Raw genomic sequence first — 18502 nt, 5'->3', positions numbered from 1 at the left:
GGCAGTGCTGGAGCTTGCTGCATTATTTGCGCATGTGTGAACTCTGTGCCGCCAAGTCGCCCTGGTCCGGGCGCCGCGCCTTCCTTCTTGCCGGCGGAGCCCTCGCGGCCGGTTCGGTCCTCGGCCAGGTCCAGGTGGGGGAAGCGTCGCGCCTGCGCACCCTGGTTCCGGCGGAAAAGCTGGAGCAGATGGCGACGGCGCAGTATGCGCAATTGATCGAGCAGGCCAAGGCCAAGGACGCACTGGTGCCGGAGAGCCACGCCCAGGTCCAGCGGCTGCGGGCCATCTCGGCGCGCCTCATTGCCGATGCGGGGCGCTGGAACGACCGCGCCCGCCAGTGGAAGTGGGAGTTCAACCTCATCAACACCCCTTCCATCAACGCCTTCTGCATGCCGGGCGGCAAGATCGCGGTGTTCGCCGGCATCCTGGAAAAGCTCAAGCTCAGCGACGACGAGGTGGCGATGGTGCTCGGGCACGAGATGGCCCACGCACTGCGCGAACACGCCCGCGAGCGCATTGCCAAGAGCCAGGGCACGGGCGCCTTGTTGTCCCTCGGCGCGTCGCTGTTCGGCCTGGGCGAACTCGGGCATGCCGCGGCAAGCGTAGGCACCCAGCTGCTGACCTTGAAGTTCGGGCGCGACGACGAGATCGAAGCCGACCTGATCGGCCTGGACCTCGGCGCCCGTACCGGGTTCGACCCGAAGTCGTCGGTCACGCTCTGGCAGAAGATGGCCAAGGCGGCGGGCGGCAAGGGGGGGCCGGCTTTCCTGTCCACCCACCCGAGCGGCCCCGACCGCATCAAGCGGTTGCAGGCCAACATCCCGCGCGTCGAGGGGCTCTACCAGCAGGCCGTGGCGCGGCGCTGAGACGCGCCGGCCGTCACAGGGCCGGGTTCATGCCTTCGCGGCCACGCACCGCGCTCAGCAGCGACATCAGGGCGTCGAGTTCGACCGGCTTGGTCAGGTGCGCGTCGAAGCCGGCCTCGCGGGTGCGCTTCTTGTCGTCCTCGTTGCCGAAGCCGGTCATCGCGACGAGGAACGCGGGAGTCGCCGAAGGCTGGGCCCGCAACTGGCGCCGCGTCTCGTAGCCGTCCATGCCCGGCATCGCCAGGTCCAGCAGGATCATGTGCGGCTTGAATCGCGCGGCGGCCGCCACGCCCGAGGCGCCGTCGTAGGCGCATTCCACCCGGTGGCCCAGCAAGCGCAGCACGTCGGACGCGCTGTCGGCGGAATCGCGGTTGTCGTCGATCACCATCACCCGCAGGCCGCCGCCGGTCTCCTCGCGTTCCTGCGCGTCCACCGCCACGGCGGCCTGCGCGGACCGCGGCAGGCGTACGGTGAAAGTGCTGCCTTGCCCGAGCCCGGGGCTGCGCGCTTCGACCGTGCCGCCGTGCATTTCGACCAGCGAACGCGCGAGTGTCAGGCCGATGCCCAGTCCGCTCTCGGCGGCCACGGAGGTGCCGGTATCGGCCTGCATGAACAGCTGGAAGATGGTGTCCAGGTTCTCGGGGGCGATGCCGCGGCCGTTGTCCTGCACATGGATGTTCACGAAGTCGGCCGACGCATTGACGTCCAGGTGGATGCGTCCGCCTTCCGGCGTGTACTTGGCTGCGTTCACCAGCAGGTTCTGCAGCACTTGCGACAGGCGCGTGGAGTCGCCATTCACGTACAGGGGCTCGGCGGGCTGGTCCACCTGCAGCGTGTGTTTATGCCCGGCGATCAGCGGACGGGCCGTCTCGACGCTGCGCGCGACCACGTCGGACAGCCGCAGCAGTTCCTTGCGCAGCTTGATCTTGCCGGTGGTCAGCCGCCCCACGTCCAGCAGGTCGTCCACCAGCCGCGTCACGTGCGTCAACTGCCGGTCGATCACGTCGCGGCAGTTGCGCAGCACAGGGCTGGCCAGCGTTTCGAGCTGCATGATGGTGACCGCATTGCGGATCGGCGCCAGCGGGTTGCGCAGCTCGTGCGCCAGCATCGCCAGGAATTCGTTCATGCGACGGCTGGAGCTCTCCAGCTCTTCCAGCCGGCGGCGGTCGCTCATGTCGCGCGTGATCTTGGCAAAGCCGCGCAGCTCGCCGCCGGGCCCCTTGATGGCCGTGACGACCACGTTGGCCCAGAACAGCGTGCCATCCTTGCGCACGCGCCAGCCTTCGTCCTCGATCCGGCCGTGCTCGCGCGCCGCCGCCAGCTCCTGCTCCGGCTTGCCGGCGGCCTTGCCCTCGGGCGTGTAGAACCGGCTGAAATGCTGGCCGATGATTTCGCTGGCGGTGTAGCCCTTGATGGCACGGGCGCCGGCGTTCCAGCTGCGCACGATGCCCACCGTGTCGAGCATGAAGATCGCATAGTCGCGCACGCTGTCCACCAGCAGGCGGAAGCGCTCCTCGCTGGCGCGCAAGTCCTCTTCATGCTGGCGGCGCTCCGTGAGGTCACGCGTGATCTTCGCAAAGCCGGTCAGCTCGCCGTCGGGGGCGTACAGCGCCGTGATGATCACGTTGGCCCAGAAGCGGCTGCCGTCCTTGCGGATGCGCCAGCCTTCGTCTTCGAACCGCCCGCGGGCCTTGGCCAGCCGCAGTTCCTCCTCCGGCCAGCCGGTCTCGACCGCCGCGCGGGGGTAGAAGACGGAGAAATGCTGGCCGATGATTTCGTCGGGCCGCCAGCCCTTGAGCTTTTCGGCACCGGTGTTCCACGAAACGATGCGCCCGTCCGGATCCAGCAGGAAGATGCCGTAATCGACGACGGCCTCCACCAGCAAGTGCAGGCGCTGGTCGGTCGCGGGGTCGTTCAGCTTGGGCATTGGCAGCCGATTATCAGCAGATGCGTGCTTGACGCTGCCGCAGGCTGCGGAGGAACGCGGCGGTGTCCTACAGCCCGGCTAACCCTTGTCTGCATTTCGTTCTAACCCGGATTGCTTTGTCCATGCTACATGGATGTGTCGCGTAGCGGGCGCGCCGGCCACAACACGGACCCGATGGCCACCATCATCAGCACCACGGCCGTCCAGTCCTGCCAGTGCACCGGCTCCCGCAGCCAGACCGCGCCGCTGAACACACCCAGCACCGGGATCATCATCACGCTGAGGCTCGAAGCCACCGGCGGCAGGCCCTTGGCCAGCACCGTCCAGGCCGCGTGGGCGAAACCGAAGATCAGGACCGCGTTGTAGAGGATCGCCCAGGTGACGGTGCTTTCCGGCAGCCGCCACTGCTCCGCCTCAAAGATGAAGGCCAGCACGGCCATCAGGACGGCCGTCATCACCGTCATCCAGAACGACAGCGCCAGCGCCGGGGCGGCGAGCCGGGTGCGCCGCAGGTTCTGCGTGCCCAGCGCCCAGAAGGCCGCGGCCACGAGCGCCAGCCCGACGCCCCAGGGACGGCCCGCCAGGTGGGTGAGCTCGTGCCAGAGCAGCAGCACCACGCCGACAGAGGCGGCGCCGACGCCCAGCCAGCCGCGCCGGGCGAGCGGCGTCGCGAAGAACAGCGCGCCGATCAGCGCCGAGAAGATCGGCATGGTGTAGCCCAGGATGGCGGCGCGCCCGCTGGAGAGCGTGCGGATGGCCAGGATGATGCACACGTGCCAGACGAACATGTTGGTGGCGGCCAGCCAGAGCAGCTCGCGCCAGTCCTTGCGCGGAATGCGGAATGGCACTTTCATCAGCAGGAGCGCCGCGCCCAGCACGGGCAGCCCGAGCCACATCGACAGCGCGCGAAAGGTCAGGGGCGGGAACTCGGTGACGCCCAGTTTCATGACCGGCCAGTTCAAGCCCCAGGCCAGGGTGAGGATCACCACCAGGGCGAGTTGCGTGCGGGAGAGGGCTGGCATCGGCCCGCATTGTCGCTGCACCTAAAATTCGCCCATGACCTTCATCGAGAAGCTGCAGGGCGCCCAGCAGCGCAACGGCTCCATGCTGTGCGTGGGACTGGACCCGGAGCCGACGCGCTTTCCCGCCGGCCTGGCCAACGACGCCGGGCGCATCTTCGACTTCTGCGCCCGGATCGTCGACGCCACCGGAGACCTGGCCATCGCGTTCAAGCCGCAGATCGCCTACTTCGCCGCGCACCGTGCGGAGGACCAGCTGGAGCGGCTGATGCGGCACTTGCGCGCCAGCTTCCCGTACGTGCCGGTGATCCTGGATGCCAAGCGCGGTGACATCGGCTCGACCGCCGAGCAGTACGCGCGCGAAGCTTTCGAGCGCTACGGCGCCGATGCGGTGACGCTATCGCCGTTCATGGGCTTCGACTCGGTGCAGCCTTACCTGAAGGGCCCGGAACGGGGCGCCTTCCTGCTCTGCCGCACCTCGAACCCGGGAGGCGACGACCTGCAGAACCAGCGACTGGCCTCGGTGGCAGGCCAGCCCTTGCTGTACGAGCACGTGGCCCGGCTCGCACAGGGGCCCTGGAACCTGAATGGCCAGCTGGGGCTGGTGGTGGGGGCGACTTATCCGGCCGAGATCGAACAGGTGCGCAGCATCGCGCCGACCCTGCCGCTGCTGATCCCGGGCGTCGGCGCGCAGGGCGGCGACCCCGTCGCCACCGTGCGCGCCGGCTGGCGCAGCGACGCGCCGATCGTGGTGAATTCCTCGCGGGCGATCCTCTACGCCTCGCAGGGCGCCGATTTCGCGGAGGCGGCGCGGCGCGAGGCGGCGAGGACGCGGGACCTGCTCGAAGCGGCGAAGCCGCTGGCCGAACCGGTCTAGCGCACGCGCGAGCGGCCGCGCACCATCGCCACGATGAACAGCAGCACCACGGCGCCGATCACGGAGGCGATCCAGCCAGCCGGCTCGTTGGCCGTGTAGAGGTTCATCGCCTGGCCGGCATAGCGGGCCAGGAAGGCGCCGGCGATACCGACCAGCGTGGTCATGATGATGCCCATCCGGTCGTTGCCCGGCTTGATGGCGCGCGCGATCAGGCCCACGATGAAGCCGACGACGATCGTTCCGATGATTTCCATTCCTGGCTCCCGATTTCCCGTTGTTGATGCAGGGATGTTAGGAGGCCGCCCGCATGGGCCCTGTAGGCGGAATCGTCATGGAAGGGTCCGACAATGCGAACGCGGCGGGGTCAGCTTTCCCCCACCAGGTCGACCAGGCGCTGCGGATCGAAGGGCTTGGTGAGGTGCCGATCGAAGCCTGCGGCGGTCGCCTTCTGCCGGTCGCCTTCCTGGCCCCAGCCGGTGGCCGCCACGAGCAGTGGCTTGGCGCCCCAGGCCTGCGCGCGGATGCGCTGCGCGACCTCGTAGCCGTTCAGGCCCGGCATGCCGATGTCGAGCACGATGACGTCGGGGCGCAGCGCCACCGCCATCTCGGCCGCCTGCAGGCCGTGGGCGGCGGTGTGGACCACGTGACCCTCCAGCCGCAACAACTCGGCCAACGCTTCCGCCGCGTCGCTGTTGTCGTCGGCGAGCAAGACAGTTCGGGGGCGCGCAGCGGCGCTCGCGGCGGCCGGCGAGGCTGCCGTCGCCGCCACCGGTGCCGGGGCGGCGGGCAGTTCGACCACGAAGCGGCTGCCAAGGCCCGGGCCTTCGCTGGAGGCTGAAATGCGACCGCCGTGCAACTCGACCAGGCCCTTGGCCAGCGCCAGCCCGATGCCAAGGCCGCCTTCCGAGCGCTCCAGCGCCGTCTGCTCCTGGGCAAACATCGTGAACATGGTGCGGATGGCCGATTCGCTCAGCCCGATGCCCGTGTCGCTCACCGTGAACACGATGGAGTCGCCGGACTGCCGGGCGTCCACGGCGATCCGGCCACCGGGGTCCGTGTACTTGGACGCGTTGTTCAGGAGGTTGGACAGCACCTGGGTCAGGCGCAGCGGGTCGGCATCGAGGCAGGCGTCCGGGTCGACCACGTTGGTCTGCAGGCGATGCCGCTTGGCTTCGAGCAGCGGCCGGCCCGCTTCCAGTGCGGACTCGACGGCGGCAGCCACGGTGAGGCGCTCGCGCTTGAGCACCAGCCGCCGTTGCGTGATGCGCGAGATGTCCATCAGGTCATCGAGCAGGCGTGCCATGTGGTCGACCTGGCGCGCCAGGATCTCGGTGGCGCGGTTGCGCGCTTCCGCCGGAGCGGCCGGCGACCGCAGCAGGTAGGTCGCGCTGCGGATCGGCGCCAGGGGGTTGCGCAGTTCGTGCGCCAGCGTCGCCAGGAACTCGTCCTTCTGCCGGTCGGCCTGGCGCAGCGCCTCGCGGGAACGGTGCTGCTCGGTGACGTCATGGCCCTGCACGAAGATACCGTCGACGCGCCCGGCGGCGTCGCGCAGGGGCTGGTACATGAAGTCGATGAAGGCTTCGTAGGGCGGCTCGCCCGTGCTGCGGCTGATCACCGCCGGCACCGCGCGCCCGATGAAGGGCTCGCCAGTCCGGTACACGGCGTCCAGCCATCCCACGAATCCCTGGTTGACGACCTCCGGCAGTGCGTCGGCGACCGAGCGTCCGATCAAGTCGCGTCCACCCACCAGGTTGCGATAGGCCTCGTTGACCTGGGCGAACACGTGCTCCGGTCCGCGCAGCACCGCCGCAAACCCCGGCGCCTGGTCGAACAGTGTCTGCAGCCACTCGCTGCGCGCGCGCAGGTCACGCTCGGCCAACACGGTACGGGTGGTCTCTATGCAGGCACAGAACATTCCGGCCACCGCGCCGCTCTCGTCCTGCACCGGCGAGTAGGAGAAGGTGAACCAGGTGTCCTCTTCGCCTTCGCCGCGGCCGCGGCGCATGCGCAGCGGCAGGTTCTCGAGATAGCGCGAGTGCCCCTGCATGGCCTGCTCCGCCAGCGGGCCGACGTCCTGCCGGATCTCGGCCCAGTTCTCCAGCAGCGGCCGGCCCAGCCCGCCCGGGTGCTTGGCGCCCATGATTTCCAGGTAGGCGTCGTTGTAGAGCTGGGCGAGCTGCGGGCCCCAGGCCACGAACATCGGGAACGCCGATCCCAGCAGCAGGTTCACCACCGAGCGCAGTGCCTGCGGCCATTCCTGCGGCGGGCCCACCGCTGAATCGGACCAGTCCTTGTCGCGCATCAGCTGCGCCATCACTGAAGGGCCGGAGAGAAAACTTAAACGGGGATCGAGGTGCATCGCCAACGCAGTCTAAAGCCGCGCATGCCCGATGCAAGTCAACCCAGCAAACGGCTGAGGTAATGACCGGTATGGCTCTGCGGATGGGCTGCCACTTCCTCCGGCGTGCCCGACATCACCACGGTGCCGCCGCCATCGCCGCCTTCCGGGCCCATGTCGATCACCCAGTCGGCGGTCTTGATGACGTCCAGGTTGTGCTCGATCACGACGATGGTGTTGCCGGCGTCGCGCAGCTGGTGCAGCACCTTGAGCAACAGGTCGATGTCGGCGAAGTGCAGCCCGGTCGTGGGCTCGTCCAGGATGTAGAGCGTGCGGCCGGTGTCGCGCTTGGACAGCTCCAGCGCCAGCTTCACGCGTTGCGCCTCGCCGCCCGACAACGTGGTGGCGGCCTGCCCCAGCTTGATGTACGAGAGGCCGACGTCCAGCAGCGTCTGCAGCTTGCGCGCGATGGCCGGCACCGGCTTCAGGAAATCGTGCGCGTCCTCGACCGTCATGTCGAGGATCTGCGCGATGTTGCGGCCCTTCCATTGCACTTCCAGCGTCTCGCGGTTGTAGCGCTGGCCGCGGCAGACGTCGCACGGCACGTACACGTCGGGCAGGAAGTGCATCTCCACCTTCACCACGCCGTCGCCCTGGCAGGCCTCGCAGCGGCCGCCGGCCACGTTGAAGGAAAAGCGTCCGGGGCCGTAGCCGCGCTCCTTGGCCGTGGCGGTTTCCGCCATCAGGTCGCGGATCGGCGTGAACAGGCCTGTGTACGTGGCCGGATTGCTGCGCGGCGTGCGGCCGATCGGCGACTGGTCGACGTTGATCACCTTGTCGAAGTGCTCGATGCCCTCGATGGCGTCATGCGGCGCGGGCTCGTCGTGGGCGCGATAGAGCTCGCGCGCGACCGCGGTGTAGAGCGTGTCGTTGACCAGCGTGGACTTGCCCGAGCCCGACACGCCGGTCACGCAGGTGAACAGGCCGACCGGGATGTCCACGGTCACGCCCTTGAGGTTGTTGCCGCTGGCGCCCTCGATGCGGATCACCTGCGGGTCGGGCTGCTCGCCCAGGCGATGCCGCCTGGCGGGCACGGGGATCTTCATGGTGCCGACCATGTAGCGGCCGGTCAGCGACGCCGGGTTGGCCAGCACTTCGTCGGGCGTGCCCTGCGCCACCACGCGTCCGCCGTGGATGCCGGCGCCCGGGCCCATGTCCACCACGTAGTCGGCGGCGCGGATCATGTCCTCGTCGTGCTCGACCACGAGAACCGAGTTGCCGAGATCGCGCAGGTGCTGCAGCGTGCCGATGAGGCGGTCGTTGTCGCGCTGGTGCAGGCCGATGCTCGGCTCGTCGAGCACGTACATCACGCCGGTGAGGCCGCTGCCGATCTGCGACGCCAGCCGGATGCGCTGCGCTTCGCCCCCCGACAGCGTTTCGGCGCTGCGGTCGAGGCTGAGGTAACCGAGGCCGACATCGTTCAGGAATTTCAGCCGGTTGCCGATCTCGCGCACCACCTTGTCGGCGATCTCGGCCTTGGCCCCCTGCAGCTTCAGGTGCTCGAAGTAGGCATGGCTTTCGCGCAGCGTCATGTGGCCGATCTCGAAGATCGCCTGGCCCTGCGCGCCTTCCCCCAGCCGCACGTGGCGCGCCTCGCTGCGCAGCCGGGTGCCGTCGCATTCCGGGCAGGGCTGCAGGCTGCGGTAGCGCGCCAGCTCTTCGCGCACCGCGGGCGAATCGGTCTCGCGGTAGCGCCGCTCCATGTTGGGCAGGATGCCTTCGAAGGCGTGCTTCCTGGTCACCTTGCGGCCGGCCGAGGCGCCCGACTCCATGGAGTAGGAAAAGCGGATCTCGTCCTCGCCCGAGCCTTGCAGCAGCACCTTGCGGATGTGCGCCGGCAGGTCCTGGAACGGCACGTCGACGTCGAACTTGTAGTGCCGCGCGAGGCTGTCGATCATCGCGAAGTAGTACGCGTTGCGGCGATCCCAGCCCTTGATGGCGCCGCCGGCCAGCGAGAGCTCCGGGAAGGCGACCACGCGCGACGGGTCGAAGAACTCCCGCGTGCCGATGCCGTCGCAGCTGGGACAGGCGCCCACCGGCGAATTGAAGGAGAACAGGCGCGGCTCGAGTTCGGCGATCGAGTAGTGGCACACCGGGCACGCGAACTTGGCGTTGAACAGGTGCTCCTTGCCGCCCTCCATCTCCATGGCGATCGCGCGGCCGTCGGCCAGCCGCAGCGACGCCTCGAAGCTTTCCGCCAGGCGCTGCTGCATGTCCGCGCGCACCTTCAGGCGGTCCACCACCACGTCGATGTCGTGCTTCTCCACCTTCTTCAGCTTGGGAAGGGCGTCGTACTCGTACACCTCGCCGCCGACCCGAAAACGGACGTAGCCCTGGCCCTGCATCTCGGCGAACAGGTCGGCGAACTCGCCCTTGCGCTCGCGCGCCACCGGCGCCAGGATCATCAGCCGCGTGTCCTCGGGCAGCGCCAGCACGGCATCGACCATCTGCGAGACGGTCTGCGACTGCAGCGGGACCTCGTGGATCGGGCAGTAGGGCGTGCCCGCGCGGGCGAACAGCAGCCGCAGGTAGTCGTGGATCTCGGTGACCGTGCCCACCGTGGAGCGCGGATTGTGGCTGGTGGCCTTCTGCTCGATCGCGATCGCGGGCGACAGGCCCTCGATCACGTCGACGTCCGGCTTGTCCATCAGCTGCAGGAATTGCCGGGCGTATGCCGACAGGCTTTCGACGTAGCGGCGCTGCCCCTCGGCATAGAGGGTGTCGAAGGCGAGCGACGACTTGCCGGAACCAGACAGCCCGGTGATCACGACCAGCTGGTAGCGCGGCAGGTCGAGGTCGATGTTCTTGAGGTTGTGCGTGCGCGCGCCGCGGATGCTGATCCGCTGGCCGAGGGCGGCGTGCAGGTACTTGCCGTCGGTGCTGTGGTTCAAGGTGCTGGCGCGCTGAGGGGAACCCGACATGATAGGGTGCCGGCGCATCCCGCCCAAGCCGGGCGGTTGGCGATATGTCCCAGAATGCGGGGTTTGGCGCGCTTTTTGCGCCGCTTTTTGCCTTCGTGACCGCCTCCCCTTCCGACCTTTCCGCCCGCATGACGCCGGCCGAGCGCCGCGCCAGCGGCTCGCTGGCCACCATCTTTGCCGCCCGCATGCTGGGGCTGTTCCTCGTGCTGCCCGTGTTCGCGCTGGAGGCGGCCCGCTATCCCGGCGGCGACGATCCCGCGCTCGTAGGGCTGGCGATGGGCATCTATGGCCTGACGCAGGGACTGCTGCAGATCCCCTTCGGCCTGGCGTCCGACCGGTTCGGCCGCAAGCGGGTGATCGTGCTCGGGCTGCTGGTCTTCGGCATCGGCAGCTTCGTCGCCGCCGCCGCACCCACCCTGGGCTGGCTGATTGCCGGGCGGTCGCTGCAGGGGGCGGGCGCCGTGTCCGCCGCGGTGACGGCGCTGCTGGCCGACCAGACGCGCGACATCGTGCGGACCAAGGCCATGGCGATGGTCGGCGCGAGCATCGGCCTGATGTTCGCGTTGTCGCTGGTGGCCGCCCCGCTGCTCGCCGCGCGGATCGGCCTGCATGGCCTGTTCGTGATCACCGGCTTGCTGGCGCTGGGCTGCATCGCGGTGGTCCTCTGGTGGACGCCGCCGGCTCCGCGCGAGCACGCCAGCGTTCCGCGGGGGCGGCTGGCCGATGTGATCACGCTCCCGGCGCTGCTGCGCCTGGACGTCGGCGTGTTCATCCTGCATGCGGTGCAACTGGCCATGTGGGTGGCCATCCCGGCCCTGCTGGTCGAAGCCGGCCTCGCCAAGGAGGCGCACTGGCAGGTCTACCTGCCCGCCGTGGTGGCGTCGTTCCTCGTGATGGGCGCCCTGTTCCCGCTGGAGCGGCGCGGCTACCTGCGCGCCGTGTTCCTGGCTGCCATCGCGGTGGTGCTGCTGGTGCAGGTCGGATTGGCCGTGGCCGCGGCGAGCCCCGGCCTGGCGCTGCTCGCGGGATTGCTGTTCCTGTTCTTCTGCGGCTTCAACATCCTGGAGGCCACGCAGCCCAGCCTGGCCTCGCGGCTGGCCCCGCCGCAGTCGCGCGGCGCCGCCCTGGGCGTGTACAACACCCTCCAATCGCTGGGCTTCTTCGTGGGGGGAGCGGTCGGCGGCTGGCTGGCCAAGAACGTTGGTTGGCAAGGGCTGTTCGGTGCCTGCGCCACGTTGATGCTGGTGTGGCTGGCCGTCGCGTGGCCCATGCGTGCGCCGCCCGCGCGCCAGTCCGCCGAAGAAGTGCTGGCCGACGAAGCCCAGGCGACATAATTGCCACCCAATCCGGAGGAAACATGGCATCCGTCAACAAAGTCATTCTGGTCGGCAACTGCGGGCGCGACCCGGAAGTGCGCTACCTGCCGTCCGGCCAGGCCGTCGCCAACGTGAGCGTTGCCACCACGAGCAAACGCAAGGACAAGACCAGCGGCGAGATGGTCGAGGAAACGCAGTGGCACCGCGTCTCCTTCTTCGACCGGCTGGCCGAGATCGTCGGCGAGTACGTCAAGAAGGGCAGCCCGATCTACGTCGAGGGCCGCATCGTCTACCGCAAGTTCACCAACAAGGAGGGCGTGGAACAGAACGCCACCGACATCGTCGCCTCCGAGATGCAGCTGCTTGGCAGCCGCCAGGGCATGGGTGCTCCGGCCGGCGGCGGCGGTGACGAAGACATGGGCGGGGGCGGTGGTGCACCGCGTCGCTCCGCGCCGCCGAGCCGCCCGCCTGCTGGCGCCCCGGCGGGGCAGCGCCCGGCCGCGAACAAGCCGGCGAGCGGCTTCGACGACATGGACGACGATATTCCGTTCTAGATAGAACCGCGGCAGGCCCCCCCGGCTTCAGCGGTGGTGGCCGCTGCTGCGCGCACAGGTCGCGCAAAAGCCGGTGCTGCCTGGAGCGCGACCATTGGACCTTGGTCCCATCCGCGGCGGAGCCTTCTTGCCGCAAAGTAGGCGGCCTCAGGAGGCCTCGATGTCGAAGGAAGAAGCGTTTGCACCGGCCATTGTCGAAGCACCACTCGACCGGCAACGCCTGTTCGTCCGCTACTTCGTCGGCTTCCTGATCGACCTGGTGGTGCTGAACCTCTTCGCCGAATACTCGGAGAAGGTCGTCGTCGACACGTTCACCACCTCGTTGCTGGCGGCGGTGCTGCTGCAACTGCTGCTGCAGCTGACGATAGCGTTCGAGCACCGCGTCATGGCTTATTTCAGTACGAAGCCGGGCGCGATGATGAAGTTCCTCAAGTACTTCTGCGCCTGGCTCGTGCTGTTCGGGTCGAAGTTCCTGATCCTCGAGGCGCTCAGCTTCGCTTTCGGGGACAACGTGCAGTTCCACGGCATCTGGCACGGCGTGATCACGCTGATCGTGGTGATCATCGTGATGCTGGCGGCCGAGGAACTGGTCGTGCGCATCTATCGCAGGCTCGGTCGAGGCAGTTGAGCCGGGGCGCTGCCCGCTGCCCCCTACCCGCTGAACCCGCCCTCGTCCAGGAAGCGCCGCTCTTCCTCCGTGCTCGCCCGCCCGAGCAGCCCATTGCGGTGCGGAAACCGTCCGAAGCGCTCGATGATGTCCTGGTGCAGCACCGCCCAGCGCAGCGTATCGGTGGGGAGCGCGCTCGCCAGGCTGACGCAGAGCTCCTGGTCGGCGCGGTCCTCCGAATGCATGGCCGGCATGATGAAGAACTGCCGGAGTTCGCCATCGACCTGCTGGTCGAACTGGCTGCCCAGCGCGCTGCGCGCGACCTCCCGCGCCTTGGCGTCCGTGGCGAACATGCGGGCGCTGCCGCGAAAGGCGTTGCGGGGGAACTGATCGAGCAGGATGCACAGGGCCAGGGCGCCCTGTGCCGTCGCCAGCCAGCCGTCCAGATCACCCCGCGCCGCCGCTTCGTGGGTCGCCAGGAAGCGATCGCGGAATTCCCGGTCGAAGTCATCGTCCTTGCGGTACCAGCGCGCCGGCCCCGCCTCGCGCCAGAAAGCGACGACGTCGGCGGCGGTGGCGAGCGGGGCGGTCATGCCTCGATTCTGCCGCCTCGCGACCGCCTTCAGGTCACGCGTGTTCGCGCTGCGCCTGCACCGGCAGATCCTCGCTTGCACCGGGCAGGCCGGGGATGAGCGCCGGCGTGCTGCGACGGTAGGCGATGTAGTCCGCGCCGAGCGCATCGACCAGGTCGCGCTCTTCGTGCTTCACGCCGACCAGGATGTAGATGCTCATGCCGACCGCGAACAGGAGGTGGCCCACGGTCATGTGCGGCGTGAACCAGAACGCGACCAGGAATCCCAGCATGATCGGGTGCCGCACCAGCCGGTAGAGCAGCGTGGTGCGGAAGACCAGCGGCGTGGGCACGCGCTGCACCAGGTGCAGGTAGCCCTGCCGCAGGCCGAACAGGTCGAAGTGGTTGATGAGGAACGTGGACAGCAGCACGATGCCCCAGCCCAGCGCGAACATCGCCCATAGCGCAGTCGCGGCCGCTCCTTCGGTGGTCCAGAGCACGCCGGGGATGGGACGCCACTGCCACATCACCAGCGCCAGGACCAGGGAGGCGGCCAGCACGAAGGTGCTGCGCTCCGTCGCGGCGGGCACGAAGCCGGTGATCCAGCGCTTGAACGCGGGACGCGCCATCACCGAGTGCTGCAGCCCGAACAGCGAGATCAGCACCAGGTTCACGATCAACGCGACGCCGACATCCGTCGCGCTGCCGCTGTCGATGGACTTGGGAACCCACAGGTTGCCGACGAAGGCGATCAGGTAGAGGAAGACCGCGAGGAACAGCACATAGGCGACCACGCTGTACAGGAAGATGACGACACGGGCCATGGCCGGCTCCTGGAAGTTGAACAGGTGTTCAATTTACCCATGGCGGCCGGTTTCGTCAAATCCTGGGTGGCTACAATGGCCTCGCCCCGTGCAGAGGTGTTCGTTACGCCATCCTCCATTGCCCATGCGTTCAAACCTTCGACCTCTCCCAGCCAGCCCGGTCGCCGAGGCGGCCCCGGACCGGGTGGACACCAAGTCACGCATCCTGGAGGCCGCATTCCAGCGGCTGGCGCGGGAGGGCTATTCGGCCATGAGCGTTCGCGAGATCGGCAAGGACGCCGGCGTCAACCACGCGCTCATCAACTACCACTTCAAGAGCAAGGACGAGCTGGTCATCGCGGTGCTCGACGAAGCGAACCGCAGGCTGCTCACCCGCCAGCGGCGCCTCTACGAAGCACCCGGGAGGTACGCGGACAAGTGGGCCCAGGCGCGCCGCTTCTACGAAAACGACCTGGCGTCCGGCTTCGTGCGCGTACTGATGGAGCTGTATGCGGCAAGCATGTCCAACGAGAAGCTGCGCGAGGCGTTCCGCCCGCGCATCAACGCCTGGTTCGACGTGATCAATGGCGTGGCCAACGAGGCCGTGCAGCACTACGGATTGGAACTGGACTTTCCCCCCGACGTGGTGGCCTGCTGGATCAGCAACTACTGGATCGGCATGGAGCTCGCGATGCTGACGGGCGCGGGCGACCCGAAGCTGCACCTCAGAGCGCTCGATGCGGTGGAAGCGCTCCTGCGGCGGCTGGACGCGCAAGCTCCAGCAGCACCGGCTGGTGATCCGAAGCCTGCGTCGCCGCGTCGACGGCCAGCGCGCGCACGTTCCCCTTCAACGCGTCGCTGACGAGCCGGCGTCAGTCGAGCCAGCGTGCGAGGTTCTCGCGCACGAACGCGTCGTCGCCGAGGTCGCCGTGCTCCAGGTAGACGCGGTCGATCTCGCGCGCCTGCCCAGGACCCAGGCCCTCCGCAGGGTCCAGGCACCAGATGCCCTCCAGCAGCCCCTGGCGGCGCAGGACCTCATGGCAGCCGGCGATGCAGCCCATGAAGTTGTTGGCCACGTCGAAGAATGCCGAGTTGCAGTCCGTCACGCGCGAGTCCAGGGCCAGCAGCTCCGGTGGCAGCCTGCCACCGACCTGCGCCAGCACGGCCTTCACCTGCGCCAGCTGGCGCACGGCAGCGGAAGTCCATACCGACCAATGCCCCAGCAAGCCACCGCGAAACCGCACCGTCACCGGAACCCCGTCGCGCATGGCAGTGAAGGGCAGGGCCAGGTCCAGCACGATGTGGTCGTCGTTGCCCGTGTAAAGGAAGACGCGGTCTTCGGCGCGGGCCGCTACGACCCCGCGCACGACGTCGAGCGTGCGGTAGCGGTTGAACGGCGCCACCTTGATCGCCAAGGCGTTCGGAATCGATGCGAACCGGCGCCAGAACTCGCTGGAGAGCACCGGGCCGCCGACGGCAGTCTGCAGGTAGAAGCCGATGATCGGCATCTCCTGCGCCACCGACTCGCAATGCGCGATGAGCGCGTCTTCGGGCTGGCCGGCCAGTGCCGCCAGGCTCAGGAGCCCTGCGTGGTAGCCGAGCCGGACCGCCGTGCCGGCCTCTGCACGGGCCTGCGCCGTTGCACCGCACAAGCCGGCGATCATCGCCATGGGACGAGACGTCCAGGCGTCGCGATCCTCCATGGCCGCCCGCAACACAGTCTCGTACAGTCCGTGATCGCGGATGTTGAACTGCGTCGTGTGCACGCCGACGGCCAGGCCGCCGGCGCCGGCGTCGACGTAGTAACGGGTGAGCGCACGCTGGCGGCGGCGGTCGAACTGGCGCCGGGCATCCAGTGCCAGGGGGTGAGCGGGAATGACCGCGCCTTGGGCGAGCAGGTCAAGGACGTCGGAAGGAAGGTCGGAGCGGTTCAGTGGCATGTGTATCTTTGGCACGTGGATAGTCAGGCGAACTCGGGGCCTGCGACCGCGTGGATCAGGCGCTGGTCTCCCTGTGGCAGGCGTTGACCGGGACCAACCAGCGCCATGCGGGTGAAGGTGCGTTGACGCTCGAAGCCCATGGCCGCCAGTGCGAGGCCGAATCCGGCACTGTCGTCGGCGGCGTCGATCATCATCGGCCCCTCCACGCCACTCGCCATGCGTTCCACGAGTTCGGCGGCATGCGCTTCATCGGCGGCGAGCACGGGGCCGATCTGGTGCGCGATGCGGCCGGCGCGCACCACGCCAATCGCTGCGGCGTGTCGCACGCAGCGCGAATCCGGGCGTCCGGCCAGTTCACCGAGCAAGCCTGCGCGCCGGAAGCCGAGCGCCTGCGCATCGAGCGCGGCCAGGGCCGCGAGATCGGCAACCTCGGGGCCCGGTGCCGGTGCCCGAGCCGCAACGGCGCCCCGCCGCCAACGGGTCAGCCGCCAGACCGGCTCGAAGCCGAACTTGCGGTACAGCGGCTCGCCCTGCGGGGTGGCGTCCAGCATCGGCAGGTGGCCCAGCGCCTGGGCCCGGCGCAGGCTGTCCTCGAACACCGCGCGTCCGAGGCCCTGGCCGCGCCGAGCCGGCGTGACCAGGATCATGCTGATCCACGCAACCGTGCCGCCTTGCAGCGCCGCCCCCATGGGCAGCATGGCTCCGCTGGCGACGATGCGGTCCCCGGAATCGCGGACCACGCTGATGCCGCCGTACCGGCCGAACACGCGCCAGTCGTCGCCCGTCTGGTTCCAGCCGCTCTGCACGACCAGGTCCTCGAGCATGGCGAGAACGCCGGCGTCGAGCAGTTCCAGCAACTGGACGGGCCCGTTGGGATCAGTACCTGCCATCGCGTTTCTCGAACTTGGTCGGCTTGTTGTAGAGGCGCTGCTCGCGCGCGACCCAGTCCGCCACCCAGCTTACCTGCCGCAGGAGAGGCGTGCGCGGATAGCCGAAAAGGCTCTCGGCCGCCGTGGTGTTCATCAGCCACGCCGTCGGAGCCTCCTGGCCCGTGATCGACACGGGCCTGGCGAAGCGTCGGCCGAACTCTTCCGCAAGCCACCGGATCGATAGCGTCTCGGGGCCGCTGACGTTCAGCGGCGACGTGGGCGTGGTAGCCACGGCCAGACAGCGCAGCGCCTGCGCGTTGGCATCGCCCTGCCAGATGACGTTGACGTGCCCCATGGTGACGTCGACCGGATCGCCGCGCCAGACCTTCGTGGCGACGTCGACCAGGACGCCGTACCGCATGTCGATCGCGTAACTCAGGCGGAACAGGCGGCCGGGGGTTCCGTGCTGCTGCGAAAAGTACTCGAACATCCGCTCGCGCGCCACGCAGGATTGCGCGTATTCGCCGGGCGGGTCGGGCGGCAGCGATTCGTCGGCGCCCTGGCTGGTGACCGGGACGAACGGATACACGCAAGCGGTCGAGAAGGCGACGATCCTCGAGCGGCGGAACGCCTGCGCCACCAGCGCAGGAACGTACGCGTTCATGGCCCAGGTCAGGGGATGGTTGGCGTCGGCGCCGAACTTGCGTCCCGCCATGAAGACCACGTTGGCGCACTGGGGCAGTGCTGCCAGCGCTGCCGCGTCCAGCAGGTCGCAGGCGATGGTCTCCACTCCATGGGCTTCCAGCGATTCGCGCACGCCGGCTTCGCTGAAGCGCGCGACGGCGATCACGCGACGGCCAGGCGTCGCGTTGCGCGCCAGCCGAGCGAGCGACGGCCCCATCTTGCCGCCGACGCCCAGGATCAGCAGGTCGCCCTCCACCCGGGCGAGGTCGCGCACCAGATCGCGCGACGGCGCCGCGAGGTAGTCCTCCAGCGCCTCCTCGGTCGCGAAACGGTCGGGGCAGGGCAGGTCGTCGAGGAAGGGTTGAGTCATGTTGGGCGCAGGGCAGGGCAGTGCCGGGGATGATAGGAGGGGGCCGCCGCCGGTGTCAACCAAACGGTTGAAAAACTCGGAACGGTCAGGCCCGCAAGGCGTTCAGCACGATCCGGACGACGTGGCGCCGCCGTCCGGCGAGCGCGGCGGGCGTGGCAAGGGGGCGCCCGAAGATGGCGGACAGCGTGTGGTTGTTGGAAAAGTAGAAGTAGGAGACTCCCGCAACGGTGATGTAGAGGTTGACTGCGTCATAGCCCCTGTGGAACACGCCGGCTTCCACGCCGCGCCGCAACGTGCGGCGAAGCAAGTCCATCAGAGGGGAGTGCATCCGCTTCAGTCGTGGCGAGGCTTTCAAGTGGCTGCCGCGATTGCGGTTTTCGTCGGCGAGCAGCGCGATGAACTCGGGGTGGTCGGCGAGGTAGTCGAAGGAGAAACCCACCAGGCGCGCCATCGCTTCGGCAGGCGCGAGCGCATCAAGCGAAAGTTCTCGCTCCCGGTCCCGGATTTCCGCATAGACCGCCTCGAGCGCCGCTTGGTACAGCCCTTGCTTGTTTTGGAAGTAGTGATACACGAGCTGCTTGTTCACCCCGGCGCGCTGCGCGATGGCGTCTACCCGCGCGCCGGCGAACCCGTTCTCCGCGAACTCGGCCACCGCGGCGGCGAGCAACGCGTCGCGCGCACCACCGCCGACCTTGCGCGGCGCATCCCACGTGCCGGCGAGCGCCGTGTGTTCGTCCTTGCCCAAGTTGGTGCCGGCCATCAGGGAAACCCTCAACCGTC

General features: G+C 68.7%; 16 protein-coding genes and 1 pseudogene. 6 read left to right on the top strand and 11 right to left on the bottom strand.

Going from position 1 to position 18502, the window contains the following annotated elements; genetic code table 11:
- Positions 1-32 precede the first annotated feature (32 nt).
- The gene (locus WG902_RS18950) at positions 33-866 is read left to right on the top strand and encodes a M48 family metallopeptidase (protein WP_340061760.1); all 834 of its coding nucleotides are present in this window, start codon (positions 33-35) and stop codon (positions 864-866) included.
- Positions 867-879: 13 nt separating this feature from the next.
- Here the strand turns inward: WG902_RS18950 and WG902_RS18945 are convergent, their stop codons facing one another.
- Both WG902_RS18945 and WG902_RS18940 read right to left on the bottom strand, forming a co-directional pair.
- Positions 880-2793: a PAS domain-containing hybrid sensor histidine kinase/response regulator gene (locus tag WG902_RS18945; RefSeq protein WP_340061759.1), complete on the bottom strand. Its 1914-nt coding sequence runs from the start codon at positions 2791-2793 to the stop codon at positions 880-882.
- Positions 2794-2918: 125 nt separating this feature from the next.
- On the bottom strand, positions 2919-3815 hold the full coding sequence (locus WG902_RS18940) for a DMT family transporter (RefSeq protein ID WP_340061758.1): 897 nt from the start codon (positions 3813-3815) through the stop codon (positions 2919-2921).
- A gap of 34 nt (positions 3816-3849) precedes the next feature.
- On the opposite strand from WG902_RS18940, the gene pyrF reads away from it, so the two are divergent.
- Positions 3850-4689 carry an orotidine-5'-phosphate decarboxylase gene (gene pyrF / locus WG902_RS18935; RefSeq protein WP_340061757.1) on the top strand — a complete coding sequence of 280 codons (840 nt, stop codon included), beginning with the start codon at positions 3850-3852 and terminating at the stop codon, positions 4687-4689.
- Here pyrF and WG902_RS18930 read toward each other — a convergent pair.
- The 3 genes from WG902_RS18930 to uvrA form a co-directional block, all read right to left on the bottom strand.
- Complete coding sequence (locus tag WG902_RS18930; protein ID WP_340061756.1) at positions 4686-4943, bottom strand: GlsB/YeaQ/YmgE family stress response membrane protein; 258 nt, start codon at positions 4941-4943, stop codon at positions 4686-4688. The genes pyrF and WG902_RS18930 overlap by 4 nt on opposite strands.
- A 110-nt stretch (positions 4944-5053) precedes the next feature.
- Positions 5054-7048, bottom strand: coding sequence for a hybrid sensor histidine kinase/response regulator (locus WG902_RS18925; RefSeq protein WP_340061755.1), 1995 nt, complete (start codon positions 7046-7048; stop codon positions 5054-5056).
- A gap of 38 nt (positions 7049-7086) precedes the next feature.
- A complete protein-coding gene (gene uvrA / locus WG902_RS18920) occupies positions 7087-10008 on the bottom strand; it encodes an excinuclease ABC subunit UvrA (protein WP_340061754.1) in 2922 nt (973 codons plus the stop codon).
- A gap of 128 nt (positions 10009-10136) precedes the next feature.
- Between uvrA and WG902_RS18915 the strand changes: the two genes are divergently transcribed.
- The 3 genes from WG902_RS18915 (at position 10137) to WG902_RS18905 (ending at position 12506) form a co-directional block, all read left to right on the top strand.
- The gene (locus WG902_RS18915; protein WP_340061753.1) at positions 10137-11342 is read left to right on the top strand and encodes an MFS transporter; all 1206 of its coding nucleotides are present in this window, start codon (positions 10137-10139) and stop codon (positions 11340-11342) included.
- A gap of 23 nt (positions 11343-11365) precedes the next feature.
- On the top strand, positions 11366-11878 hold the full coding sequence (ssb, locus tag WG902_RS18910) for a single-stranded DNA-binding protein (RefSeq protein WP_340061752.1): 513 nt from the start codon (positions 11366-11368) through the stop codon (positions 11876-11878).
- A 160-nt stretch (positions 11879-12038) separates the two neighbouring features.
- Positions 12039-12506 carry a hypothetical protein gene (locus WG902_RS18905; RefSeq protein ID WP_340061751.1) on the top strand — a complete coding sequence of 156 codons (468 nt, stop codon included), beginning with the start codon at positions 12039-12041 and terminating at the stop codon, positions 12504-12506.
- A gap of 23 nt (positions 12507-12529) precedes the next feature.
- Here the strand turns inward: WG902_RS18905 and WG902_RS18900 are convergent, their stop codons facing one another.
- Together WG902_RS18900 and mddA are read right to left on the bottom strand one after the other, a co-directional pair.
- On the bottom strand, positions 12530-13078 hold the full coding sequence (locus WG902_RS18900; RefSeq protein WP_340061750.1) for a DUF924 family protein: 549 nt from the start codon (positions 13076-13078) through the stop codon (positions 12530-12532).
- A gap of 34 nt (positions 13079-13112) precedes the next feature.
- On the bottom strand, positions 13113-13880 hold the full coding sequence (mddA, locus tag WG902_RS18895) for a methanethiol S-methyltransferase (RefSeq protein WP_340061749.1): 768 nt from the start codon (positions 13878-13880) through the stop codon (positions 13113-13115).
- Here mddA and WG902_RS18890 point away from each other — a divergent pair.
- Positions 13864-14211: pseudogene (locus WG902_RS18890) on the top strand (TetR/AcrR family transcriptional regulator); the annotation flags it as partial. The gene mddA and the pseudogene WG902_RS18890 overlap by 17 nt on opposite strands.
- A 520-nt stretch (positions 14212-14731) precedes the next feature.
- On the opposite strand, the gene WG902_RS18885 reads toward WG902_RS18890, so the two are convergent.
- The 4 genes from WG902_RS18885 to WG902_RS18870 all read right to left on the bottom strand — a co-directional run bounded on the left by WG902_RS18885 (position 14732) and on the right by WG902_RS18870 (position 18482).
- The gene (locus tag WG902_RS18885) at positions 14732-15799 is read right to left on the bottom strand and encodes a dihydrodipicolinate synthase family protein (protein WP_340061748.1); all 1068 of its coding nucleotides are present in this window, start codon (positions 15797-15799) and stop codon (positions 14732-14734) included.
- Between the two features lie 23 nt (positions 15800-15822).
- The gene (locus WG902_RS18880) at positions 15823-16689 is read right to left on the bottom strand and encodes a GNAT family N-acetyltransferase (protein WP_340061747.1); all 867 of its coding nucleotides are present in this window, start codon (positions 16687-16689) and stop codon (positions 15823-15825) included.
- Positions 16676-17722 carry an NAD-dependent epimerase/dehydratase family protein gene (locus WG902_RS18875; protein ID WP_340061746.1) on the bottom strand — a complete coding sequence of 349 codons (1047 nt, stop codon included), beginning with the start codon at positions 17720-17722 and terminating at the stop codon, positions 16676-16678. The genes WG902_RS18880 and WG902_RS18875 overlap by 14 nt, the downstream gene beginning before the upstream one ends.
- A gap of 85 nt (positions 17723-17807) precedes the next feature.
- Positions 17808-18482, bottom strand: a complete 675-nt coding sequence (locus WG902_RS18870) for a TetR/AcrR family transcriptional regulator (protein ID WP_340061745.1) — start codon at positions 18480-18482, stop codon at positions 17808-17810.
- Positions 18483-18502: the final 20 nt, after the last annotated feature.

The sequence above is a fragment of the Ramlibacter sp. PS3R-8 genome (genome assembly GCF_037572435.1).
Lineage (GTDB): Bacteria > Pseudomonadota > Gammaproteobacteria > Burkholderiales > Burkholderiaceae_C > Ramlibacter.
Note: the sequence above shows the minus strand (reverse complement) of the source record. Positions and strands in the feature narration are given on the sequence as shown.